Source organism: Bradyrhizobium sp. CCBAU 11357, from assembly GCF_028128865.1.
Classification (GTDB): Bacteria; Pseudomonadota; Alphaproteobacteria; order Rhizobiales; family Xanthobacteraceae; genus Bradyrhizobium.
Genome location: NZ_LBJW01000111.1, coordinates 1 through 20,389 on the forward strand (window position 1 = coordinate 1; position 20,389 = coordinate 20,389).

Genomic DNA, 20,389 nt, shown 5'->3' on the forward strand with positions numbered 1-20,389 from the left:
CTTGTCGTGACAAATCATAGCACGTTGAGAGGAGCGGGGCGATTTTCATTACGTCTATTGGGGGTGGCCGTCGAGGTCTGCTTCGGGTCTTGGCTGTGTGAAAACGCCAACATGCGCAATCGTGATAGAAGAAGTTATTCGTCCAAGACCGCTTTAATCGCTCAACGCGCAAGCGGATTAAACTTAGAGGTGGGACTGGAAAATACCATTCTTCGCCGCGTTGCGATTTTTGAGTTTTCACACAGCCAGGGTCAAAACGTGAAGGACTCAGGTTTGGCAAATCTGGTCCGCTCTGCCGCGATGAGCGGATCTCCGTCAGGCCCCAGGCAACTTCGCAGGTGGGCCACAAGCCGCGAGCACCTTAAGCGCGGTGCGGCTAGGCAAAGCCGGCGGCGGTATCGCAGGCTCTTGTTGGGCTGCCGGTGATCAAGCGATCAGGAGCGGCGCCGCCTGCAGCGCGTCCAGCCAAGGAATGGATTGCGCGACTTAGTCGTGAGCTCGACGACGCCAGCACTGAGCAACGGAAGGGCTCCTCATCGCGGTCCTTCCGATGCTGTCATTCTGCTCCTGTTTTGCCCGACGAAGCAACGGTTTCGTAAAATCAGCTGAATGCGCAGCGGTCGTTCGAAAAGATCGTGCTCAATCAACAGGCTAAGGCGAGGTCATGCCTCATTCGATCGTGTGCCGTGCTAAGCCGTTGATTTCACAGCCCCCGCCTACTGTGCATGGGGTTGTTTTCGACTCTTTTGTTTGGAAGGGCGCGAAAGCCCCGCCGAACCGCGCCTGATCCGGCTCTCGCGCGCTACTTCATCACCCGCAGGCCCTTGGTCGTGAACTTCTGCGTCCTGCCGCCGGGCCGCATTGGACGCTTGGTGCCGGCGGCCTTGCCGGTGCCGGGCGGTTGGTGCGCAGGCACGAGCTGGTGGGGCTGCGAGCCGATCAGGTCGCGGCGGCCCATCTCGATCAGGGCCTCGCGCAGCAGCGGCCAATTGTCGGGATCGTGGTAGCGCAGGAACGCCTTGTGCAGGCGGCGCTGGCGCAGGCCCTTGATCGCGTCGACCTTGTCGCTGCCGCCGTGGCGCACGCCGCGCAAGGGGTTGACGCCGGTGTGATACATCGCGGTCGCGGTCGCCATCGGCGAGGGCAGGAAGGTCTGCACCTGATCGGCGCGGTAGCGGTTCTTCTTCAGCCACAGCGCGAGGTTCATCATGTCCTCGTCCGTCGTGCCCGGATGCGCCGCGATGAAATAGGGGATCAGGTAGTATTTCTTGCCGGCCCGCTCGGCCGCCTCGTCGAACATCCGCTTGAACTTGTTGTAGGCGCCGATGCCCGGCTTCATCATCTTGTCGAGCGGGCCGCGCTCGGTATGTTCAGGCGCGATCTTCAAATATCCGCCGACGTGATGGGTGACGAGCTCCTTGATGTATTCGGGGCTCTCGACCGCGAGGTCGTAGCGCACGCCGGAGGCGACCATCACCTTCTTGATGCCCTTGGTCTCGCGCACCTTGCGATAGAGCCGGATCAGATCGTCATGCGAGGTGTTGAGGTTCGGGCAGATCTCCGGGAAGACGCAGGACGGCCGGCGGCAGGCCGCCTCGACCTTCGGATCCTTGCACGCCATCCGGTACATGTTGGCAGTGGGGCCGCCGATGTCGGAGATGACGCCGGTGAAGCCGGGCGTCTTGTCGCGGATGCGCTCGATCTCGCGCAGGATCGAGCCCTCCGAGCGGTTCTGGATGATGCGGCCCTCGTGCTCCGTGATCGAGCAGAAGGTGCAGCCGCCGAAGCAGCCGCGCATGATCGTCACCGAGAACTTGATCATCTCCCAGGCGGGGATGCGGGCATCGCCATAGGACGGATGCGGCGCGCGCGCGTAGGGCAGATCGTAGACCGCGTCCATCTCTTCCGTGGTGAGCGGGATCGGCGGCGGGTTGAGCCATAGATCGCGGTCGCCATGGCGCTGCACCAGCGGCCGCGCATTGCCGGGATTGCTCTCCCGGTGCAGCACGCGCGAGGCGCGCGCATAGGCTTCCTTGTCCTGCTCGACCTGCTCCAGCGCCGGCAGGCGGATCACGGTCGCACCCTTCTGGCGCGATGCGCCCTCGTCGGCGGAATCGAGATCGTCGGCGTGCAGCTCGGTGTAGCCGTCCGGGACTTTTCGGAACAGCGCCACGCCCCTGATGTCGTCGAGCGTGCGCGGCGCTTCGCCGGCTGCAAGCCGGTGCGCCACCTCGACCACGGCGCGCTCGGCGTTGCCGTAGAGCAGCAAGTCCGCCTTGGCGTCGGCCAGCACCGAGCGGCGCACCTTGTCGGACCAGTAATCGTAATGCGCGATCCGGCGCAGCGAGGCCTCGATGCCGCCGAGCACGATCGGCACATCCTTGAACGCCTCGCGGCAGCGCTGGGCGTAGACGACCGTGCAGCGGTCCGGCCGCTTGCCGCCTTCGCCGCCCGCCGTATAGGCATCATCGCTGCGGATGCGCCGGTCCGCAGTGTAGCGGTTCACCATGGAATCCATGTTGCCGCCGGTGACGCCGAAGAACACCTTTGGCTTGCCGAGCGCCTTGAACGGCTCCGCCGAATGCCAGTCGGGCTGCGCGATGATGCCGACCCGAAAGCCCTGCGCCTCCAGCAGGCGGCCGATGATCGCCATGCCGAAGCTCGGATGGTCGACATAGGCATCCCCGGTCACCAGCACGATGTCGCAGGCGTCCCAGCCGAGCGCATCCATCTCGGCGCGGCTCATCGGGAGGAACGGCGCCGGCTTGCGCGGGCGGGCCTGGGCCATCAGCGGCCTTTCGGCGGTGATCATCTGGGTGTCCATGGCGCCTACGCATAGGGCGAGGGGCGGGCGAATTCAACCGCTCGCTGTCCGATGAGGCGGTTCCGGCGCCGGTCGGACCGGCCGCAGGAACCAACCGTGCCCCGCGTGCATTCTGGTTACGGGTTCGACGCGGGCCCGGGTTGCGCGCGCCTCCATCGTTTCGGCGTCCGTGACGTCGCCTCTGGCGATGGGGGAATCGTGGGTACGGTCATAGAGAACTTGCTGATGCGGAAGCAGAAGCTGGTGGAGCAGCTCGAAGCGGCGCCGTCGGTGGAGGATCGCGACAGAATCGAGCATCAGCTCGAGCAGATCAACACCGCGCTGGATTTTCTGGACAGGCCGGGGTCGAAGGAGGAGCGCTAGACGCGCTCATCCACCTTCAGCGCCTTGGCGTAGACGATTCCCGAATTCGTGATGTGCGTGGTCATCAATTCGCCGAAGGCGGCGAACTCGCCGCGTGCGAACAGATCGAGCAGCTTGCGGTGCTCGTCGAAGGAGGTGCGGGTGCGCACGTCGATCGGCGAGGTCAAGCTGGTGCGGAGGGCGGCGACGCGGCCGGAGACGAGCTGATAGGATTCGGCGAGATAGCGGTTGCCGCAATGGGCGAACAGCGCCTCGTGAAAAGCGGTGTCGGCGCGGCCATAGGCGATGTTGTCCTTTGCCGCTATGGCCGGCTCCATCGCCGCGATCGCGGCGCTCATGGTCGCAAGTGTGCCGTCGCGGTCGTGGCGGAAGGCGAGCTCGGCGGCCTTGGGCTCCAGCGCGATGCGGAAGGTGCAGAGCGCATGGATGTCGTCCGCACTCGGCGTGAAGACGAAGCTGCCGACCTGCGGCCGGATCACGACGAGTCCCTGCGCCTGCAGCTGGCCCATCGCCTCGCGCACCGGCGTGCGGCTGACGCCGAAGGAATTGGCCACCATCTCCTCGGAGATGGCCGCTCCAAGCGCGAACTCGCCGTCGATGATGGCCTGCCGCAGCCGCTGCATCACCCGCTGCGACAGCGATTTCGGCGTATCGAGCTTGAGCGATCGCATGGTGCGCTCAGATCACCTTGCCGGGATTGAGCAGGTGATCGGGGTCGAGCGCCGCCTTGAGCGTCCGCATCAGTGCGATCTCGGCCTCGCTCCTGGCATGGCCCAGCCATTGCTTCTTCAAGGTGCCGATGCCGTGCTCGGCGGAGACGCTGCCGCCGAGCTCGCGGACGAGACCGTAGATGATCGCGTCCATCTCCTCCTTCGGCTGCTGCGCGACGGCAAGGCCCGCGACCCAGGAGACGAGATGCAGATTGCCGTCGCCGATATGGCCGTAATAGACGCTCTCGCAGCCCTTGATGCCGGAAGCCAGCGCCGCCTTGCAGCGTGTGACGAACTCGTCCATGCGTGCCACCGCAAGGCCGATGTCGTAGGAGATGTGCGGCCCCAGAACCTGGCCGAACTCGGCGCAGATGTCGCGCACGCGCCAGAAGCTCAGCGTCTGCGCCAGCGACTGCGCCACCGCGGCATCCGCCAGCAGCCCGCGTTCCATCAACTCCTCGAGCCAGCTCTGGAAGCGCGGCGCATCGACGCTCTCGTCGGTGCCCTGCGCTTCCACCAGCACGTAAAGACCGTGGCCTGCGGCGACCGGCGGCTTCACGCCGGCGCGCGCCGTGATCACGTCCCAATAATCCGGCCACATCACCTCGAAGGCGGACAGCAGCGGGCCGAGCCCCGAACGCGCCGCATCGAGCAGCGCGATCACGGCCGGGTAATCCTTCAGCGCGCACAACGCGGCCATGGTTGAGCGCGGCTTCGGAAACAGCTTCAGCACGACGCGGGTGATGATGCCGAGCGTGCCTTCCGAGCCGATGAACAGATGCTTCAGATCGTAGCCGGCATTGTTCTTCATCAGCTTGTTGAGGCTGGTGATGATGGTGCCGTCGGGCAGCACCACTTCGAGGCCAAGCACCAGCTCGCGCGTCATGCCGTAGCGGATCACGCGGTTGCCGCCGGCATTGGTCGAGAGATTGCCGCCGATCGCGCAGGAGCCGCGCGAGCCGAGATCGAGCGGAAAGAAGAAGCCGGCCTCGTCCGCCGCCTTCTGGATCGTCTCCAGCGGCGTGCCCGCCTTCACCGTCATCGTCGCGGAGGCGCGATCGATCTCCTCGATGCCGGTCATGCGCTCCAGCGAGATCGCGACCCAGCCCGCTTCCGGCGAAGCGCCGCGGCACAGGCCGGTCAAGCCGCCCTGCGGCACGAACGGCAGATGCGCCTGCCGGCAGGTCGCAATCGCATCGGCAACGCCCTGCGCATCGACGGGACGGATCACCGCCAGCGGCGTCTGCGGCAGGCTCGCGCTCCAGTCGTTGCAATTGCGCGCGGGCACATCGGTGCCAACGAGCACCGCGGCCGCGCCGAGCCGGTCGCGCAACGCGCCGAGCAATTGGTCGGGATGCTCAATGGGGCTCACCATGTTCATGCGAGACCTCCTCTAGGATTCGGCTGCGCCGCATGCGCGCCGCGACGTGGAAAGGGTTTGCACCCGCCTTGTATGTAAGGTACAAGATGGAAAGTAAAGCAAAAACAAGGCTACGCCCCGCAGAGAAGATCGTTCGGGATCAGAGGCTTAGCTGGCGGCCGCAACAAAGGGTGGTGTGATGACGGAGGCGATTCGCGGGTTCTGGGTGGCGTCGGCGACGCCGCTGGCAGCGGACGGCAGCGTGGACGCCGCAAGGCTGGCAGCACACGCCAAGCAGCTGTTCAGCAAGGGCGTTGACGGCGTCGTGCTGTTCGGCACCACCGGCGAAGGCACCTCGTTCAATGCCGCCGAACGCATCGCGACCGTTGAAGCCGTCCTCAAGGCCGGCGTGGCGCCGGAGCGCATCGGAATCGGCGGCGGCTTTCCCGCCATCAGCGACAGCATCGCGCTGACGCGCGCCGTGCTCGGGCTCGGCCTGCGCCACGTTCTGTTGCTGCCGCCCTATTTCGACCGCAGCGTCACAGCCGAAGGCATCGAGGACGCCTTCGCTGCGATCATTGACGGCGTCGGCGACGATCGCCTGCGCGCCTATCTTTATCACATTCCGCAGATCTCGGGCGTTGCGATCCCGACCCATGTCGCTGCGAACTTGCGCAAACGTTACGGCAGGGTGGTCGCCGGTCTGAAAGACTCCAGCGGCGACTTCAAGCAGTTCCAGGCGTTCCGTGCCGCCGCGCCGGAGCTTGCCATCACCGTCGGCAACGAAGCCGATATCACCCGCGCGATCGCCGCCGGCGGCGCCGGCACCATCTGCGGCATGGCCAACATTGCGCCGGACCTGGTCAAGGCGATGGTTGACGGCAAGGACGTCGAAGCGCGCATGCAGGCGGCGATCGACATCGTGGTGAAATCGCCGTCTTTCCTCACGACGCTGAAGGCGATCCTTGCGGCGCAGACCGGCGATGCAAGCTGGCTGCGCGTGCGACCGCCGCTCCGCGCCTTGGCGGACGGCACCGCGCTCAAGCGAAGGCTCGACGAACTGGTGACGCCCGCCATCGCGTGAGATCGCGCTGGCGTCCCGACACGTTGCCGCCATCGCTGCGGGGGCAATCGGTGATTGTTGCCCCGCGCTTCACGGTGTTTAGAACGATTCAACACTAGAGCGATTCAAGCTCGGCTACGGTTCTCTTCGATTGCGGCGACTGTTACAGGCGCACACTTCAGCGTTCTTGACTTGAAGTGGAATCAAAGTGCGTGCCTTCGTGGATGGCTGCGTCAGCGGCCATCGAACCCGTGCCGGCAAGAGCCGAGCAGGTCTTCTCATCGGTGCGGCCGTGCTGCTTGCCGAAAGCCCCTCCAACACCACGAGCGCTCAGGCGCAATCGGCTCTGCCGCCGGTGACGGTTGAAGCGCCGGCGCTGCGGCCGAAGCCGGCCCGTGCATCGGATCAGTCGTCGCGCCGCAACCAAGCCGTCGTGCGCCGCCAGCCCAGTCGCAATTCCGCACCCACGGCGCCGACATTGTCGGAGCGCGCCGCCGCCGAAGCCGCCGCGCAACAGGCGGCCAAGCTCGGCTATCGTGCAATGCCGAGCGCGACCACGCTGCGCAGCGGCGCCTCGCCGCTCGACACCTCGCAGTCCGTCAACGTCGTTCCTGCGCAAGTGTTGAAGGACCAGCTCCCGCGCAACATCGACGACGCTCTCGTCAATATATCCGGCATCACCCAGACCAACACGCTCGCCGGCACACAGGACGCCGTGATCCGCCGCGGCTTCGGCGACAACCGCGACGGCTCGATCATGCGCAACGGCATGCCGCTGGTGCAGGGCCGCAGCCTCAATGCCGCGGTCGAGAGCGTCGAGGTGCTGAAGGGGCCGGCCTCGTTGCTCTACGGCATCATGGATCCGGGCGGCATCGTCAACACCATCAGCAAGCGGCCCGAGCTCTATCAGCACGGCTCGGTCACGCTGCTCGGCTCGGCCTACGCGAACAACCGGAACGGAGCCGACGGTACGCTCGACATCACCGGTCCGATCGGCGACGGCGGTCTCGCCTATCGTTTCATCGGTTACGGCGTCAGCGAAGATTATTGGCGCAATTTCGGCCGTCACCGCGAGATGCTGGTGAACCCCTCGCTGGCCTGGTACGGCGACACCACGACGGTCCAGCTCACCTATGAGCACCGCGAGTTCATCTATCCGTTCGACCGCGGCACCGCTTTCGTCAACGGCGCGCCGCTGGCGATCCCGAAGACTCGCCGGCTCGACGAGCCCTTCAACAACATGTGGGGCACCTCCGACCTGATCCAGGGCTCGGTCGAGCAGAAGCTGGACGACAATTGGAAGGTCACGGCGGCCTACAGCTACAACACCGAGACCTACAGCGCCAATCAGCTTCGCATCACCGGCGTCAACGCCAAGACCGGCGTCGAGACCCGCAGCAACGACGGCACCAGGAACTCGCTGAGCAACGCCAGCTACGGCACCTCCTATCTGCAGGGTGACGTCTGGGTGGGTGGCTTCCGCAACGAGATCCTGTTCGGGGGCGAGGCGCTGTATCGCACGATCGACCGCCACGATTTGATCCGCCAGGCGACCCCGAGCTTCAATTTTTACAACCCCGTCTACGGATTGATCACACCGGGCACGACCGTTTCGGCAACGGACAGCGAGCAGACCGACAAGCTCGGCACCCGTGGCTTCTTCGCCCAGGACACGTTCCACGTGACCAGCTGGCTGTCGGTGGTCGGCGGCGTGCGCTGGATGGAATACGAGCAGCTCGCGGGAAGAGGCCGGCCTATGTTCGTCACCAACACCAACCTGTCGGGCGATAAGGTGCTGCCGCTCGGCGGCGTCATCTTCAAGCTGAACGACCAGCTCTCCTACTACGTGAGCTACACGCAGTCGCTGAAGCCGACCTCGACCATCGCGCCCTTCACCGGTGCTCCCATCGGCTTCGTCGTCGACTCCACCATTCTGCCCGAAGAGGGCACCCAATGGGAGACTGGCGTCAAGTTCGATGTCAACAAGCGGCTGTCCGGCACTCTTGCGGTCTACGACATCGAGAAGAAGAACGTGCTGGTCTCCGACCCTTTTACTAGCGGTACGGTCTTGGTACGAACGTCCGCGAAGGCGCGGTCGCGCGGCGTCGAGTTGGACGTGACCGGCAAGCTGAGCGATCAGTGGAGCATGATCGGAAGCTACGGCTATACCGATGCCCGCCTGGAGAACGATCCCATCAACGGCAACGCCAAGTTGCTGAATGCTGCGATGAACACGGCTTCGCTCTATCTCGTCTACGATTTCGGCGATACGCTCCCCGGACGCCTGCGGCTCGGCGGCGGCGCGCACTACGTCGGTGACCGGCCGGGCGACTCCGCCAACAAGTTCTTCTTGCCGGCTTATACCGTCGCAGATGTCTTTGCGACTTACGACACGAAGATCGACAATCTGCCGGTGACCTACCAGTTCAACGTCAAGAACCTGTTCGACAAGGTCTACTATACGTCCAGCACCGGAAACGCGCTCAATGTTGCTATCGGCGATGCGCGCCGGGTGTCTCTCTCGGCTGCGGTGAAGTTCTAGCGATGGCAGTGCGGCCGGGGCACATGATCAAAGCTGTCCTGCTCCAGGTCCATTCCATCGCGGGCCTGGTGCTCGCGCTGCTGCTCGCCCTGATCGCGCTGACCGGCGCGATCATGAGTTTCGAGGACGAGATCGTCGATCATCTCAACACCGGCATCATGCATGTAGCACCGCGCGAGATGCCGGCGCTGATGCCGGACGAGCTGGTCGCGCGGCTGATGGCGGGGCAGGATTTCGGCAAGGTTTCGGCTGTTTCGCTGTCGAGCGATCCGGCCGCCGCCGTGCGCGTCCGCTTCGCGCGCGACGAGCAGGGCGCGCGGCCGAACTCGCTCTATGTCGATCCCTATGATGCGCGCGTGCTGGGTGCGCCGCGCGGTGAGGCGTTTTTCGCGACAGTTCGCAAGCTGCATCGCTGGCTGCTGATATCAGGCGATGCCAAGGGCTGGGGCCGCCAGATCACCGGTGTGGCCGCGCTCGGCCTGATCGTCATGCTGGTCTCGGGTCTCGTGCTGCGCTGGCCACGTCGCGCGCGCAGCGTGAAGATGTGGCTCAAGCCCAATCTCGGTCTCAGCGGGCGCGGGCTGCATCGTTCGCTGCATGCGGTCATCGGCACTTGGGTGCTTCCGGTCTATCTGGTGATGACGCTCACCGGGCTCTGGTACTCGTTTGACTGGTACAAGGACGGCGTCGTCTGGCTGCTGTCGCGTCCAGAAATCTCTGCTGCGAAGATGCAGCCAAAAATGTCCGCGAAGGCGCCGCGTGCGGCGGCCCGTTCCGAGCCGGCCCGGCCGATCGGGTTCGACCTGGCCTGGACGACGTTCCGGCGTGAGGAGGGCGACCGCTTTGCCAGGGCTTTGCTGACGCTGCCGCCCAGCCCGGGCACCGCAATACGGATCCGGTCGTGGGGGAAGGATTCGACGCTCGACACCACGCGCGACGAATTCCGCATCGATGCCGTCACCGGTCAGGTCGCCTCCGCCGAACGTTACGCCGACAAGACGTTCGGCGAGAAGATCATCGCCAACGTGCTCGATATCCATCGCGGCGCGGTGCTGGGCTGGCCCGGCAAGCTCGTCTTCATGATTGCCGCGGCCCTGATGCCGCTGTTCTCGGTCACCGGCATTTTGCTCTATCTGTCGCGCCGCAAGCTGCGGCGCCCGGCGCAGGCGCCGTTGGGCCGGCTCGTTCCGGGCGAGTGAGTTGCTGCCGAAGAGGCTAGCCAACACCTCGACAATCGTTCAAAAGCCCGTGGCACGTCCTTGTCAGGTTCACGCCATGAAGCTTCCCACCGTTACCCCCGCCGATATCCGCCGCGCCTTGCTCTTGCGCAAAGAGATCGCGCTGCTCGATCTCCGATACGAGGCGGCCTTTGCCACCGGCCATCCGCTGTTCGCCGCAAACATGGCTGCGGACCGGATTGCAGTTGAGGCCGAGATGCGGCTGCCGCGCAAGGACGTTGCGATCGTGCTCTATGATGACGGCGAGGGGCTGGTCGCGACCGGTGCCGAGCGTCTGGCTGCACTCGGCTACACGAATGTCAGCGCACTCGACGGCGGGCTGACGGCGTGGCGCGATGCGGGCTTCGAGGTGTTCGAGGACGTCAATTCCTATTCGAAGGCCTTCGGCGAACTGGTCGAGTCGCGTCGTCACACGCCCTCGCTCAGCGCCGACGAGGTGGCAAAGCTGATCGCCGACAAGGCCAACATCGCCATTCTCGACGTCCGCCGCTTCGACGAGTACGCGACCATGAACATCCCGGGCTCGGTCAGCGTCCCCGGCGCGGAGCTGGTGCTGCGGGCAGGCCAGGCCGCGCCTGATCCCGACACCACCATCATCGTCAATTGCGCCGGCCGCACCCGCTCCATCATCGGCACCCAGTCGCTGATCAATGCCGGCGTGCCCAACAAGGTGCGGGCACTGCGCAACGGCACGATCGGCTGGACGCTGGCGCGGCATGCGCTCGATCACGGCGCCGATAGGCGCGGCGCGATCGGCCCGTTCGAGGGCGGGCCGGCCAATGCCCGTGACGTCGCCTATCACGCCGGTGTCCGTCATATCGGCGTGAACGAGATGGCGGCGCTGGTCGCAGAGACCGATCGCACGCTGTATCGCTTCGACGTGCGCGATGCCGAGGACTATGCGGCCGGGCATCTCCCCGGCTTCCGCCACTATCCCGGCGGCCAGCTCGTGCAGGAAACCGACATGGCCGCACCGGTGCGCGGCGCGCGCATGGTCCTGACCGACGACAGATGCGTCCGCGCTGACATGACGGCGTCCTGGCTGGCGCAGATGGGCTGGGAGGTCTATGTGCTCGAGGGCGGCTATGACGGAGCGCTGGAAATCGGTCCACCGCTGGTGATGCCGAAGCCCGATCCGGCCCACCGCTACCGCCGTCCCTATGAAGGCACCGATGTGGCCGAAGCTGCGATGCAGGCCTATCTCGATTGGGAATACGGCCTCGTCGAGCAGCTCCGCCGCGATGGCACGCACGGGTTCTATGTGATTTGACGCTGACGGAGGGGGCGAACCCGTCTCCGTCACCCTGAGGTGGCCGCCTCTTCGGCGGCCTTCGAAGGGCGACGGCCCGGCTGCATCGGGGCGTTCATCCTTCGAGGCTCCCGGCGCGATGCCGGGCATCGCGCCACTCGCACCTCAGGATGACGGGCAGCGTTGGGGATGCGCGGATAACGGGTGTGGTACACCAAGCATATCCATCGCTCCGGCCATCTTCTCCCCGTATCCAAGCCCTATTGTGCTGCGTATCGCCCGCGGTCTATGAGCTGCGGCAAAGCTGCCATTTACGGAGATGCCATGTCCGCCCCAGGCCAAAGCCCTGAGCGAAGCGCCAAGGCGCTGCTGCTCGAAGGCGTCAATGATAGCGCTGTCGATCTTTTCAGGAGCGGGGGCTTCAGCAATGTCGAAAGGCTGACCAAAGCGCTGGACGGCGCGGATCTGCGGCGCGCGCTCGAGGGCGTGTCGCTGCTCGGCATCCGTTCGCGCACCCAGATCACCGATGAGGTGCTGGGGGCGGCCGACCAGCTTCTCGCTGTCGGCTGCTTCAGCGTCGGCACCAACCAGGTCGATCTTTCGGCGGCGCGCAAGCGCGGTATTCCCGTCTTCAACGCGCCGTTCTCCAATACGCGCAGCGTCGCCGAGCTCGTCATCGGCGAGATCGTGATGCTGCTGCGGCGGATCTTTCCGCGCTCGGTGTCGGCGCATTCCGGGGGCTGGGACAAGTCGGCGGCCGGCAGCCGCGAGGTGCGCGGCCGCACGCTCGGCATCGTCGGCTACGGCAATATCGGCTCGCAGCTTTCGACCTTGGCCGAAGCCATGGGCATGCGCGTGATCTATTTCGACCGCACCGACAAGCTTCGCCATGGCAACACCGAGCCGGTCGAGAAGCTGGAAGAGCTGCTGGCGCAGAGCGATGTCGTCAGCCTGCACGTGCCGGAGACGCCGGAGACCGCGGGCATGATCGGCGAGAAGGAGCTCCGGGCGATGAAATCAGGCTCGTTCCTGATCAACAACAGCCGCGGCACCGTCGTCGATCTCGATGCGCTGGCGCGTGCCTTGCGCGATGGCCATCTCGCCGGTGCCGCCGTCGACGTCTTTCCCGTCGAGCCCTCGTCGAACGCCGATCGTTTCAACAGCCCCATTCAGGGCATCGAGAACGTCATCCTTACCCCGCATATCGGCGGCTCCACCGAAGAGGCGCAGGAGCGGATCGGCGGCGAGGTCGCGCGCAAGCTGGTCGACTATTTCATCACCGGCTCGACCATGGGCGCGGTGAACTTCCCGGAAGTGCAGTTGCACTTGCGTCCCTCCGGCGCGCGCTTCAGCCATGTCCATCGCAACGTGCCGGGCATGCTGCGGCGGCTGAACGAGGTCTTCCTCCAGCGCGACATCAACATCGCCGCGCAATATCTGGAGACCGCCGGCGATCTCGGCTACGTCGTGCTCGACGCCGATCTCGGTGGTCAGGACTCGGCGGCGCTGCTCCAGCAGATCCGCGCGCTCGACGGCACGGTCGGCGCGCGGCTGGTATTCGAGCACTAGACTGCCACCACGTTCCGGTTGCATTGTGCGGCCACTGCTCCCACACTGCGGTCGAATTCGACGTGTTCCAATCAGGTCGAATTTGAGCTTCAGTTGCGTGAGTGTCCGCCATGGAACGGGACGCCGTACTGATTGATCTCGCGCTTCAGGGCGGCGGTTCGCACGGCGCCTTCTCCTGGGGTGTGCTTGATCGCCTGCTGGAGGAAAACTGGCTCAGCATCGCCGCAATCTCCGGAACCTCCGCAGGCGCGATGAATGCGGCGGTGCTGGCGGACGGCTGGACCGCCGGCGGCGCCGAGGGCGCGCGTGAGGCGCTCGACCAATACTGGCGCCGTGTTTCGAAGGCCGCGGCCTTCAGCCCGCTGCAACGCTCGCCGCTCGACCGCTTGATGGGGCGCTGGACCCTCGACACGTCGCCCTTCTACATCCTCACCGATTTGATGTCGCGCGTGCTGTCGCCCTACGATCTCAATCCGACCGGCTACAATCCGCTGCGTGCGGTGCTGGCCGAGAGCATCGATTTCGAACGCCTCGTGCGCTCCCCGATCCAGCTGTTCATCACCGCGACGCGGGTGAGCACAGGGCGCGGCCGTATCTTCCGCAACGCGGAGATCACGGCGGATGTGCTGCTGGCATCGGCCTGCCTGCCGACCATGTTCCGCGCCATCGAGATCGACGGCGAGCCCTATTGGGACGGCGGCTTCGCCGGCAACCCGACGATCACGCCGCTGGTCCGCGAAAGCGACGCGCACGACACCATCCTCGTCCAGATCAATCCGACCGAGCGGCTGGAGGAACCGCGGACGGCTGCGGAGATCCTCAACCGGCTCAACGAAATCTCGTTCAACTCGCCGCTGATGAAGGAGCTGCGCATGATCGCGCTGCTGCGCCAGGCCGCCGACCCCGGCAGCGGCGAGGGCGCGCGCTGGGCGAAGATGCGGACACACCGGATCAAGAGCGACATGCTGGCGAAGTTCGGGGCGTCCTCGAAGCTCAACGCGGAGTGGGAGTTCGTCTCGATGCTACGCGCTGAGGGGCGCATGGCCGCGGACGCCTTCCTCTGCGAGCACGGCGCGGATATCGGCCGCCGTTCGACCGCCGATCTCGGCGTCCTCCTGTCGGAGTGTTGAGGCATGGGTCTCCTCGGTCTCCTCGGCCTCCTCGTCGGGCTCGCTCTGCTGGTCCTGTTCGCCTTCCGCGGCTGGAGCGTCCTGCTGCTCGCGCCGTTCGCCGCACTCGTTGCGGCGCTGTTCGGCGGCGAGCCGCTGCTCGCGAACCTGACCCAGGTGTTCATGGTGAACGCAGCGGGATTTCTGGCGCAGTTCTTCCCGATCTTTCTGCTTGGCGCCGTCTTCGGCAAGTTGATGGACGACAGCGGGGCGGTGACGTCCGTCGCCGGCTTCATGGCTGAGCGCCTCGGCGAGCGGCGCGTGATCCTGGCGGTCGTGCTTGCCGGCGCGCTGGTCACCTATGGCGGCGTCAGCCTGTTCGTAGCGTTCTTCGTCATCGTTCCCATGGCCCGTTCGCTGTTTCGCGCCGCTTCGATTCCGCGTCGCCTGATCCCGGCTGCGATCGTGCTGGGAACGTCGACCTTCACGATGTCGGCCATGCCGGGCACGCCGTCGATCCAGAACGCGATCCCGATGCCGTTCTTCGGCACGACGCCGTTTGCAGCACCAGGTCTCGGCATCGTCGCCTCCCTCATCATGCTCGGCGCGGGATTGTGGTGGCTGCATCGCGCCGAAGCATCTGCGCGCCGCACCGGAGAAGGCTACGGCGATGACGTTGAGGACTCGGCCGAGCGCGCAGCCGCCGACGAGCTCGTGCGCGAGCGCGCGACGACCGCCCGCGAGTTCGACCCGGCGGAGCTACAGCACGGTCATCGCAGCAAGCGGCCTTCGCCGGTGCTGAACGCCATCGCGCCGCTGGTCGTCGTCGTGACTGTCAATCTCTTGATGTCGCTCCTGGTGTTGCCGCGGCTCGATGTCAGCTATCTCGCCGAGCAACGCTTTGGTGATACCACGCTTGCAGCTGTTGCAGGCGTCTGGTCGGTCGCGGTTGCGCTGGCTGCCGCCATCGCCACCACCATCGCGCTGAACTGGGCGCGCCTGGCGGCGCTGCGCCGGACCATGGACGCCGGGGCCAATGCGTCGGTCCTGCCCGCGTTCAGCGTCGCCAGCCTCGTCGGGTTCGGCGCCGTCGTCGCCTCGCTGCCGGCATTCACGATCGTGCGCGACTGGGTGCTGGCGATCGAGGGCGGACCGCTGGTCTCGCTCGCCGTCGCGACCAACATCCTGGCCGCGCTGACCGGGTCGGCGTCGGGCGGCCTCACCATCGCCCTCGACGCTCTCGGCCCGACCTATGTCGAACTTGCCGCGCGCAACGGCATCGACCTTGCGTTGATGCATCGCGTGGCGGTGATCGGCGCGGGAACGCTGGACATCCTGCCGCACAATGGTGCGGTGGTCAGCCTGCTCGCGATCTGCGGCCTGACTCACCGCGACAGCTATTTCGACATCGTCATGGTGGGCATCGTGACCTCGCTCCTGGCGCTGACGGCCGTGATTGCCCTCGGCAGTGCGCTGGGGTCGTTCTGACGGAAAGCCGGCGTCAGCGATTGACGGACGGGCGAAGGTTGCACGCGTTCCCTGTCGTCCGCGCGCTGCCACTGTGCCGCTGGCCGGCCTGGCCGCACGACAAGTCGGGACCGGTGACGGAGGCGTCGAGCTATTTCTGCGCGCAGTGACCCTTCACCTCTCCCCGCGAAGACGCGGAGAGGGAGACATGCTCCGATCATCCCGCCGCCATCGCCTGCGCGCCGCCGAGCAGTCGCGCATTGAGCCGGCCGCCGGAGAACAGCATGTCATCGAGGGCTTCGTCGATATCGGCGGAAATGACGGAATTTCCGCCATCGCGCGCGAGGCTCGCTTGTGCCAGGCGCCGCATCAATTCCTTGATGAATGCGCAACTCGTGCCTTCGCTGCGCCTGGCGGCTTCGGTGACGACGGCGTCGTCGAGTGGCAGTCCCTTGCCGTAGAGCCGGACCAGTTTGTTGCGGCCGGTCTCGTCGGGAAGCGGCACTTCGATGGCCTGATCTATGCGACCGGGGCGGCCCGCTAGGGCGCCTTCGAGTTGCTGAGGCCGATTTGTTGTCAGCACGAACAGGATGTCAGCGTCCTGCTTCAAGCCATCCATCTCGTTAAGTAATCGGTTGAGCAGCGGTTCTTCGCAGCCGCTCATGTTCTCGCGCTGCCGCGCGATGAGATCGACGTCTTCGATCACAACCATGGCCGGTTGCAGGAGGCGAGCGAGATTCATATAGGCGCCGAGCAGGCCGATTTGCTCCGCAGTGATGATCAGCGTGGTATGACCGGGCAGATGGGCCGCGAGATAGCGGATGGTGTGAGTCTTGCCCGTGCCGGGTGGGCCGTAGAGTAAGATACCCTTCCGGGTCGACTGTCCGAGGCGGCGCAGCACGTCCCGCGTGCCCACGAAGTTCAGGACGTTACGATCAAGTAGCCGTAACGTCTGTCCAGGCAGGATCACCTCGTCACGACTGACGGAAGGAAGCCGGTGCACTGTGATCCCGCGCGAGCGCCCACGGTAGTCGGAATCGGCATCGAGAGAGAGAATCTTGCCGCGGTAGGTGCGCGCGGCCTGAACGGCGTCCTCCAGCGCGCTGAAGCACTGCTGGACAAGCGCTGAGCCTGCGGCCCCGGCCGGCGCCATGATTTCGATCCGCACGCCGATCTCGCGGCCGTATTCACGATGAATGGCCAGAAGCACCGCGTAGCGGAGACCAGCGGTTGCGCAAAGCCAAAGACCATTGTCGAGGCACTTGGCTGGTGTCGGTTCGCCGATATCGACGTCGTTGTACTGAAGCGGTGCGATCGTCGCCGCGAAACCGTCGTTCTGCATCAATCTCGACATGGATAGCGTCTCGTAGCGGCGGTCCTCGGCGATACCGAATAGCCGGACCGGAGACGCAAATAATCGGTCGATTGCGGCCTGGACGTCTGCCCGCATGTGGCCAGGAAATTGGCGTACCGTGGTCACCAGCTGACTCCGCGGCACATCGGCGAAGTGCCAATTCAAGACACCGAACGTGTAATTGAACTCCTCCGAGGGGAGGTCCTGCGATGCGCTTGCTGCTGCGAGTACGCAATCGGCGCACAGCCACACTGTGCGGTCCACCAATTGTGCTTCCGACTGCGCGATCGGTCGGCCGCAAAGCTCGCAGCAGGGCTTCGACGTTTCGCTTGTGATCAGGAGTGGGTGGCCGGCGGCAGCGACACGACGCCTTGCAGATTCCAGCAGGGCGCCTGCGACCGGTGGTGGGTAGGGACCGCAGGCTGCCGCGCCATGCCTCTCCATGTCGGCAATCACGGAGGCGGCTTCGCTTTCCGACTTGCCGAAGACGCGACGCAACAGGTCAACGATGAATTCACGCGGAGTATCTTCGTCAGCATGCAGCACGAGCTGAGCCGGCACGGCCTCGACCTGAGTATCGCTCATGAAGTGTCCCCTTGAGCAACCTATAATTGATATGAACAAATAGGGAACACAAAAGGACGCGGCCGTCAAGCGTGACGGCCGCGTCGATTTGGTCGTACGTTTTCGAGCTCTAATGCGCGCCACCCCCGCCGGCCGCCTTCACGCGCCGCGTCAGCAGCACCGCGATCGCGGCGAGGACCAGCACCACGCCGATCACGGCAAAGGTGTCGGAATAGCCCATCACCAGCGCCTGGCGCTTCACGGTCTTGCCGAGCGCGATGATGGCCTGCTCGCGTGCGGCGTTGGGGTCGGGGACGCCGTGGGCCATGAAATAGTCCGTCATCTGCGCGATGCGGGCGCGGACCTCCTCGCGGCCGAGCGTGACCGAATGGCCGATGATGTTGGAGTGGAACTGCTCGCGCTTGGTGACGATGGTGGCGAGCACCGCGGTGCCGATGGCGCCGCCGAGGTTGCGCATCATGTTGGAGATGCCGGAGGCCGCCGCCGCATCCTGCGGCGCGACGCTGCCGAGGCTGAGTGCCGAGAGCGGCGCGAGCGTCAGCGCCTGGCCGACCGCACGCACGATGTTGGGCATCAGGAACTGATCGCCAGAATAATCGAGCGACATCTGGATGTTCATGAAGGAGCTCGCGGCGAACAGCAGCAGGCCCACGGTCGCGACATAGCGGCCGTCGAAACGCTGCATCAGCTTCGGCACCAGCGGAATCAGCAGAAGCTGCGGCAGCCCGGTCCAGGCCAGCACGTTGCCGATCTGCTCGGCATTGTAGCCCTGCACTTGGCCGAGATAGGCGGGCAGGAGATAGACCGAGCCGAACAGCGCGAAGCCGAGGAACACCGCCGCGATGGTGCCGATGCCGAAATTCCACTGCGTCAACAGGCGCAGGCGCAGCAGCGGCTTCTCCACCATCAGCTCGTTGACGATGAATAGCGACAGGCTGATCGCGGCGATGACCGCGAGCCGCACGATGAAAGGCGACCCGAACCAGTCGTCCTTGTTGCCTTCTTCGAGCACGGCTTGCAGCGAAGCGAGGCCGATCGCCATGGTCGCAATGCCGAACCAGTCGCCCTCGCGCAGCAAAGCGAGGTTCGGAGGTTGGCGCTCCAGCGTGAAGAACAGCGTGGTGACCATCACCGCCGTGGGCAGCACGTTGACGAAGAAAATGGTCTGCCAGCCGTAATTCTCGGTGAGATAGCCGCCGATGGTCGGCCCGATCGCCGGTGCGAAGGTCACGGCGAGCGAGAACATGGCAAGGCCGATCGGCTGCTGGCCCTTCGGCAGCCTGGTGAAGACCAGCGTGAACGCCATCGGGATCAGCACGCCGCCGAAGAATCCTTGGAGGCCGCGCATCGCGATCATCGACGGCAAATCGTGGGTAAAGGCGCAGGCGACCGAGAAGGCCGCGAACAGGCTCGCGAAACTCAGGATGATGTTGCGGAACGAGAACACCCGCGACAGATAGTCGGTCAACGGAATGACGATGATCTCGCCGATCAGGTACGACGTCGAGATCCAGGATCCGTTGTCGGCGCCGGTGCCGATGCCGCCCTCGATGTTGAGCAGCGAGGCGTTGGTGATCTGGATGTTCAGGATCGCCATGAAGGCGCCGATCATCGCCGCGAACACGGCGATCCAGATCGTGGCGCTGGCCCGATCGGAGTCGGCGGCGACGCGCTCAGGCGTCGCGACCGGAATTGCTTGCGCTGGCGTCGATATTGAGAGGCTGTTTGACATTGCACGACCCTCCGGAAACGGGTTTTGCTTTGGGCGTCGCTGCCGCCTGAGCGGCCGGCGCTGAGCGCGTTGCGATCGTCGGGATCACGGATATGCCGGGCCGCAGCGCGATCGGAGGCGCGGTCCCGGCGTCCAGCGCGATCTTCACGGGAATGCGCTGCACGATCTTGGTGAAATTGCCGGTGGCGTTGTCGGGCGGCAGCAGCGCGAACTCCTGGCCGCTGGCCGGCGCGATGGAATCGACGTGACCATGCACGACTTGGCCCGGGAAGGTGTCGACCTCGATCTCGACGCTCTGACCGGCGCGGACATGCGTGAGCTGGGTCTCCTTGAAATTGGCGACGACATAGGCGCCCGTGGCCGGCACGATCGACATCAACTGCGTGCCCGCCTGCACATACTGGCCGACGCGCAAGGTGCGGTTGCCGACGACGCCGTCGATCGGCGAGACGATCGTGGTGTAGCCGAGATTGAGCTCGGCCTGGTGCTGGACCGCGGCTGCGCGTGCGGCGGCGGCCTTGGCTTGCACGATCTCGGCCTTGAGTAGATCGACCTGCTTCTGTGCGGAGATGAGGTTGGCGTTGTCGCGCGCGATCGCGGCGTCCGCGCCGGCATCGCGCGCCTGCGCCTGCTGCGCATTCTGCACGCTGCCATAACCGGTCCTGGCGAGATCCGTGTAGCGCTTGTTCTCCTGCTGGGCGAAGATCTTCGCGGCGGTGTCGACATCGATGGTCGCTTTCGCGGCGGCGATCACGGCCTCCTGAACTTCGAGCTGGGCCTGCTTGCTCGTCACCGTCGCGTTCGCGGCGGCGACGTCGGCCCTGGCCTGATCGAGCGCGACGCGGAAATCACGATCGTCGATCCGGGCCAGCACCTGGCCTGCCTTCACATGCTCGTTATCGCCGACCTGCACCCGGTCGAGATAGCCGCTGACCTTCGGCGCAATGGTGGTGTTGTCGGCCTTCACATAGGCGTCATCGGTGGAGACGAGGAAGCGCCCGACCGTCCAGTAATCGTAGCCGTACCAGCTCGCGCCGGCGAGCGCGGCGACGGCCGCTCCCGCCAGCAACAGCTTGCGAAAGTTCAGCTTTCGGCGCGGGGCGGGGACCGGCGCGGCGGGCAGGATGCCTTCGGGCGGGTTGGTTGGCACCACGATGGTTTCGCTCTTCGATGGGTTGGTACGCACGGTCATGGCCGGCTCCGTGAATTAGGAAACTTGACGAT

14 protein-coding genes are annotated in these 20,389 nt (G+C 65.3%); 8 read left to right on the top strand and 6 right to left on the bottom strand.

The features are described from left to right. Window positions 1-802 precede the first annotated feature (802 nt). Entirely contained in the window at window positions 803-2,824 is a 2,022-nt protein-coding gene (locus tag XI05_RS32055) for a YgiQ family radical SAM protein (protein WP_271509393.1), read from the bottom strand. Between the two features lie 225 nt (window positions 2,825-3,049). Between XI05_RS32055 and XI05_RS32060 the strand changes: the two genes are divergently transcribed. Further along, window positions 3,050-3,187: a hypothetical protein gene (locus XI05_RS32060; protein WP_172784656.1), complete on the top strand. Its 138-nt coding sequence runs from the start codon at window positions 3,050-3,052 to the stop codon at window positions 3,185-3,187. Here XI05_RS32060 and XI05_RS32065 read toward each other — a convergent pair. Both XI05_RS32065 and XI05_RS32070 read right to left on the bottom strand, forming a co-directional pair. Then, window positions 3,184-3,858: a GntR family transcriptional regulator gene (locus tag XI05_RS32065; protein ID WP_271509395.1), complete on the bottom strand. Its 675-nt coding sequence runs from the start codon at window positions 3,856-3,858 to the stop codon at window positions 3,184-3,186. The two genes, XI05_RS32060 and XI05_RS32065, sit on opposite strands and share 4 nt — an antisense overlap. Before the next feature lie 7 nt (window positions 3,859-3,865). Next, window positions 3,866-5,278 (bottom strand): FAD-binding oxidoreductase, encoded by a 1,413-nt coding sequence (locus XI05_RS32070; RefSeq protein ID WP_271509397.1) that lies wholly within the window; start codon window positions 5,276-5,278, stop codon window positions 3,866-3,868. Window positions 5,279-5,456: 178 nt separating this feature from the next. On the opposite strand from XI05_RS32070, the gene XI05_RS32075 reads away from it, so the two are divergent. The 7 genes from XI05_RS32075 to XI05_RS32105 all read left to right on the top strand — a co-directional run bounded on the left by XI05_RS32075 (window position 5,457) and on the right by XI05_RS32105 (window position 15,515). Next, window positions 5,457-6,341, top strand: a complete 885-nt coding sequence (locus XI05_RS32075) for a dihydrodipicolinate synthase family protein (protein ID WP_271509399.1) — start codon at window positions 5,457-5,459, stop codon at window positions 6,339-6,341. 181 nt (window positions 6,342-6,522) lie between these two features. Beyond that, window positions 6,523-8,862: a TonB-dependent siderophore receptor gene (locus XI05_RS32080; RefSeq protein WP_442869343.1), complete on the top strand. Its 2,340-nt coding sequence runs from the start codon at window positions 6,523-6,525 to the stop codon at window positions 8,860-8,862. Window positions 8,863-8,864: 2 nt separating this feature from the next. Next, window positions 8,865-10,061 (top strand): PepSY-associated TM helix domain-containing protein, encoded by a 1,197-nt coding sequence (locus XI05_RS32085; protein WP_271509402.1) that lies wholly within the window; start codon window positions 8,865-8,867, stop codon window positions 10,059-10,061. A 76-nt stretch (window positions 10,062-10,137) separates the two neighbouring features. Continuing rightward, the gene (locus XI05_RS32090) at window positions 10,138-11,370 is read left to right on the top strand and encodes a rhodanese-like domain-containing protein (protein WP_271509404.1); all 1,233 of its coding nucleotides are present in this window, start codon (window positions 10,138-10,140) and stop codon (window positions 11,368-11,370) included. Between the two features lie 303 nt (window positions 11,371-11,673). Beyond that, window positions 11,674-12,918, top strand: coding sequence for a phosphoglycerate dehydrogenase (gene serA / locus XI05_RS32095; protein WP_271509406.1), 1,245 nt, complete (start codon window positions 11,674-11,676; stop codon window positions 12,916-12,918). Between the two features lie 110 nt (window positions 12,919-13,028). Continuing rightward, window positions 13,029-14,048, top strand: coding sequence for a patatin-like phospholipase family protein (locus XI05_RS32100; protein WP_271509408.1), 1,020 nt, complete (start codon window positions 13,029-13,031; stop codon window positions 14,046-14,048). 3 nt (window positions 14,049-14,051) lie between these two features. Beyond that, entirely contained in the window at window positions 14,052-15,515 is a 1,464-nt protein-coding gene (locus XI05_RS32105; protein WP_271509409.1) for a GntP family permease, read from the top strand. A 196-nt stretch (window positions 15,516-15,711) separates the two neighbouring features. Here XI05_RS32105 and XI05_RS32110 read toward each other — a convergent pair whose 3' ends face one another. From XI05_RS32110 to XI05_RS32120, 3 genes are all read right to left on the bottom strand, one after another. Continuing rightward, complete coding sequence (locus XI05_RS32110) at window positions 15,712-17,433, bottom strand: ATP-dependent Clp protease adaptor ClpS (protein WP_271509410.1); 1,722 nt, start codon at window positions 17,431-17,433, stop codon at window positions 15,712-15,714. 109 nt (window positions 17,434-17,542) lie between these two features. Further along, window positions 17,543-19,165, bottom strand: a complete 1,623-nt coding sequence (locus XI05_RS32115) for a DHA2 family efflux MFS transporter permease subunit (protein ID WP_271509412.1) — start codon at window positions 19,163-19,165, stop codon at window positions 17,543-17,545. Continuing rightward, window positions 19,107-20,357 (bottom strand): HlyD family secretion protein, encoded by a 1,251-nt coding sequence (locus XI05_RS32120; protein WP_271509414.1) that lies wholly within the window; start codon window positions 20,355-20,357, stop codon window positions 19,107-19,109. Before XI05_RS32120 ends, XI05_RS32115 begins: the two co-directional genes overlap by 59 nt. Between the last annotated feature and the right edge of the window lie 32 nt (window positions 20,358-20,389).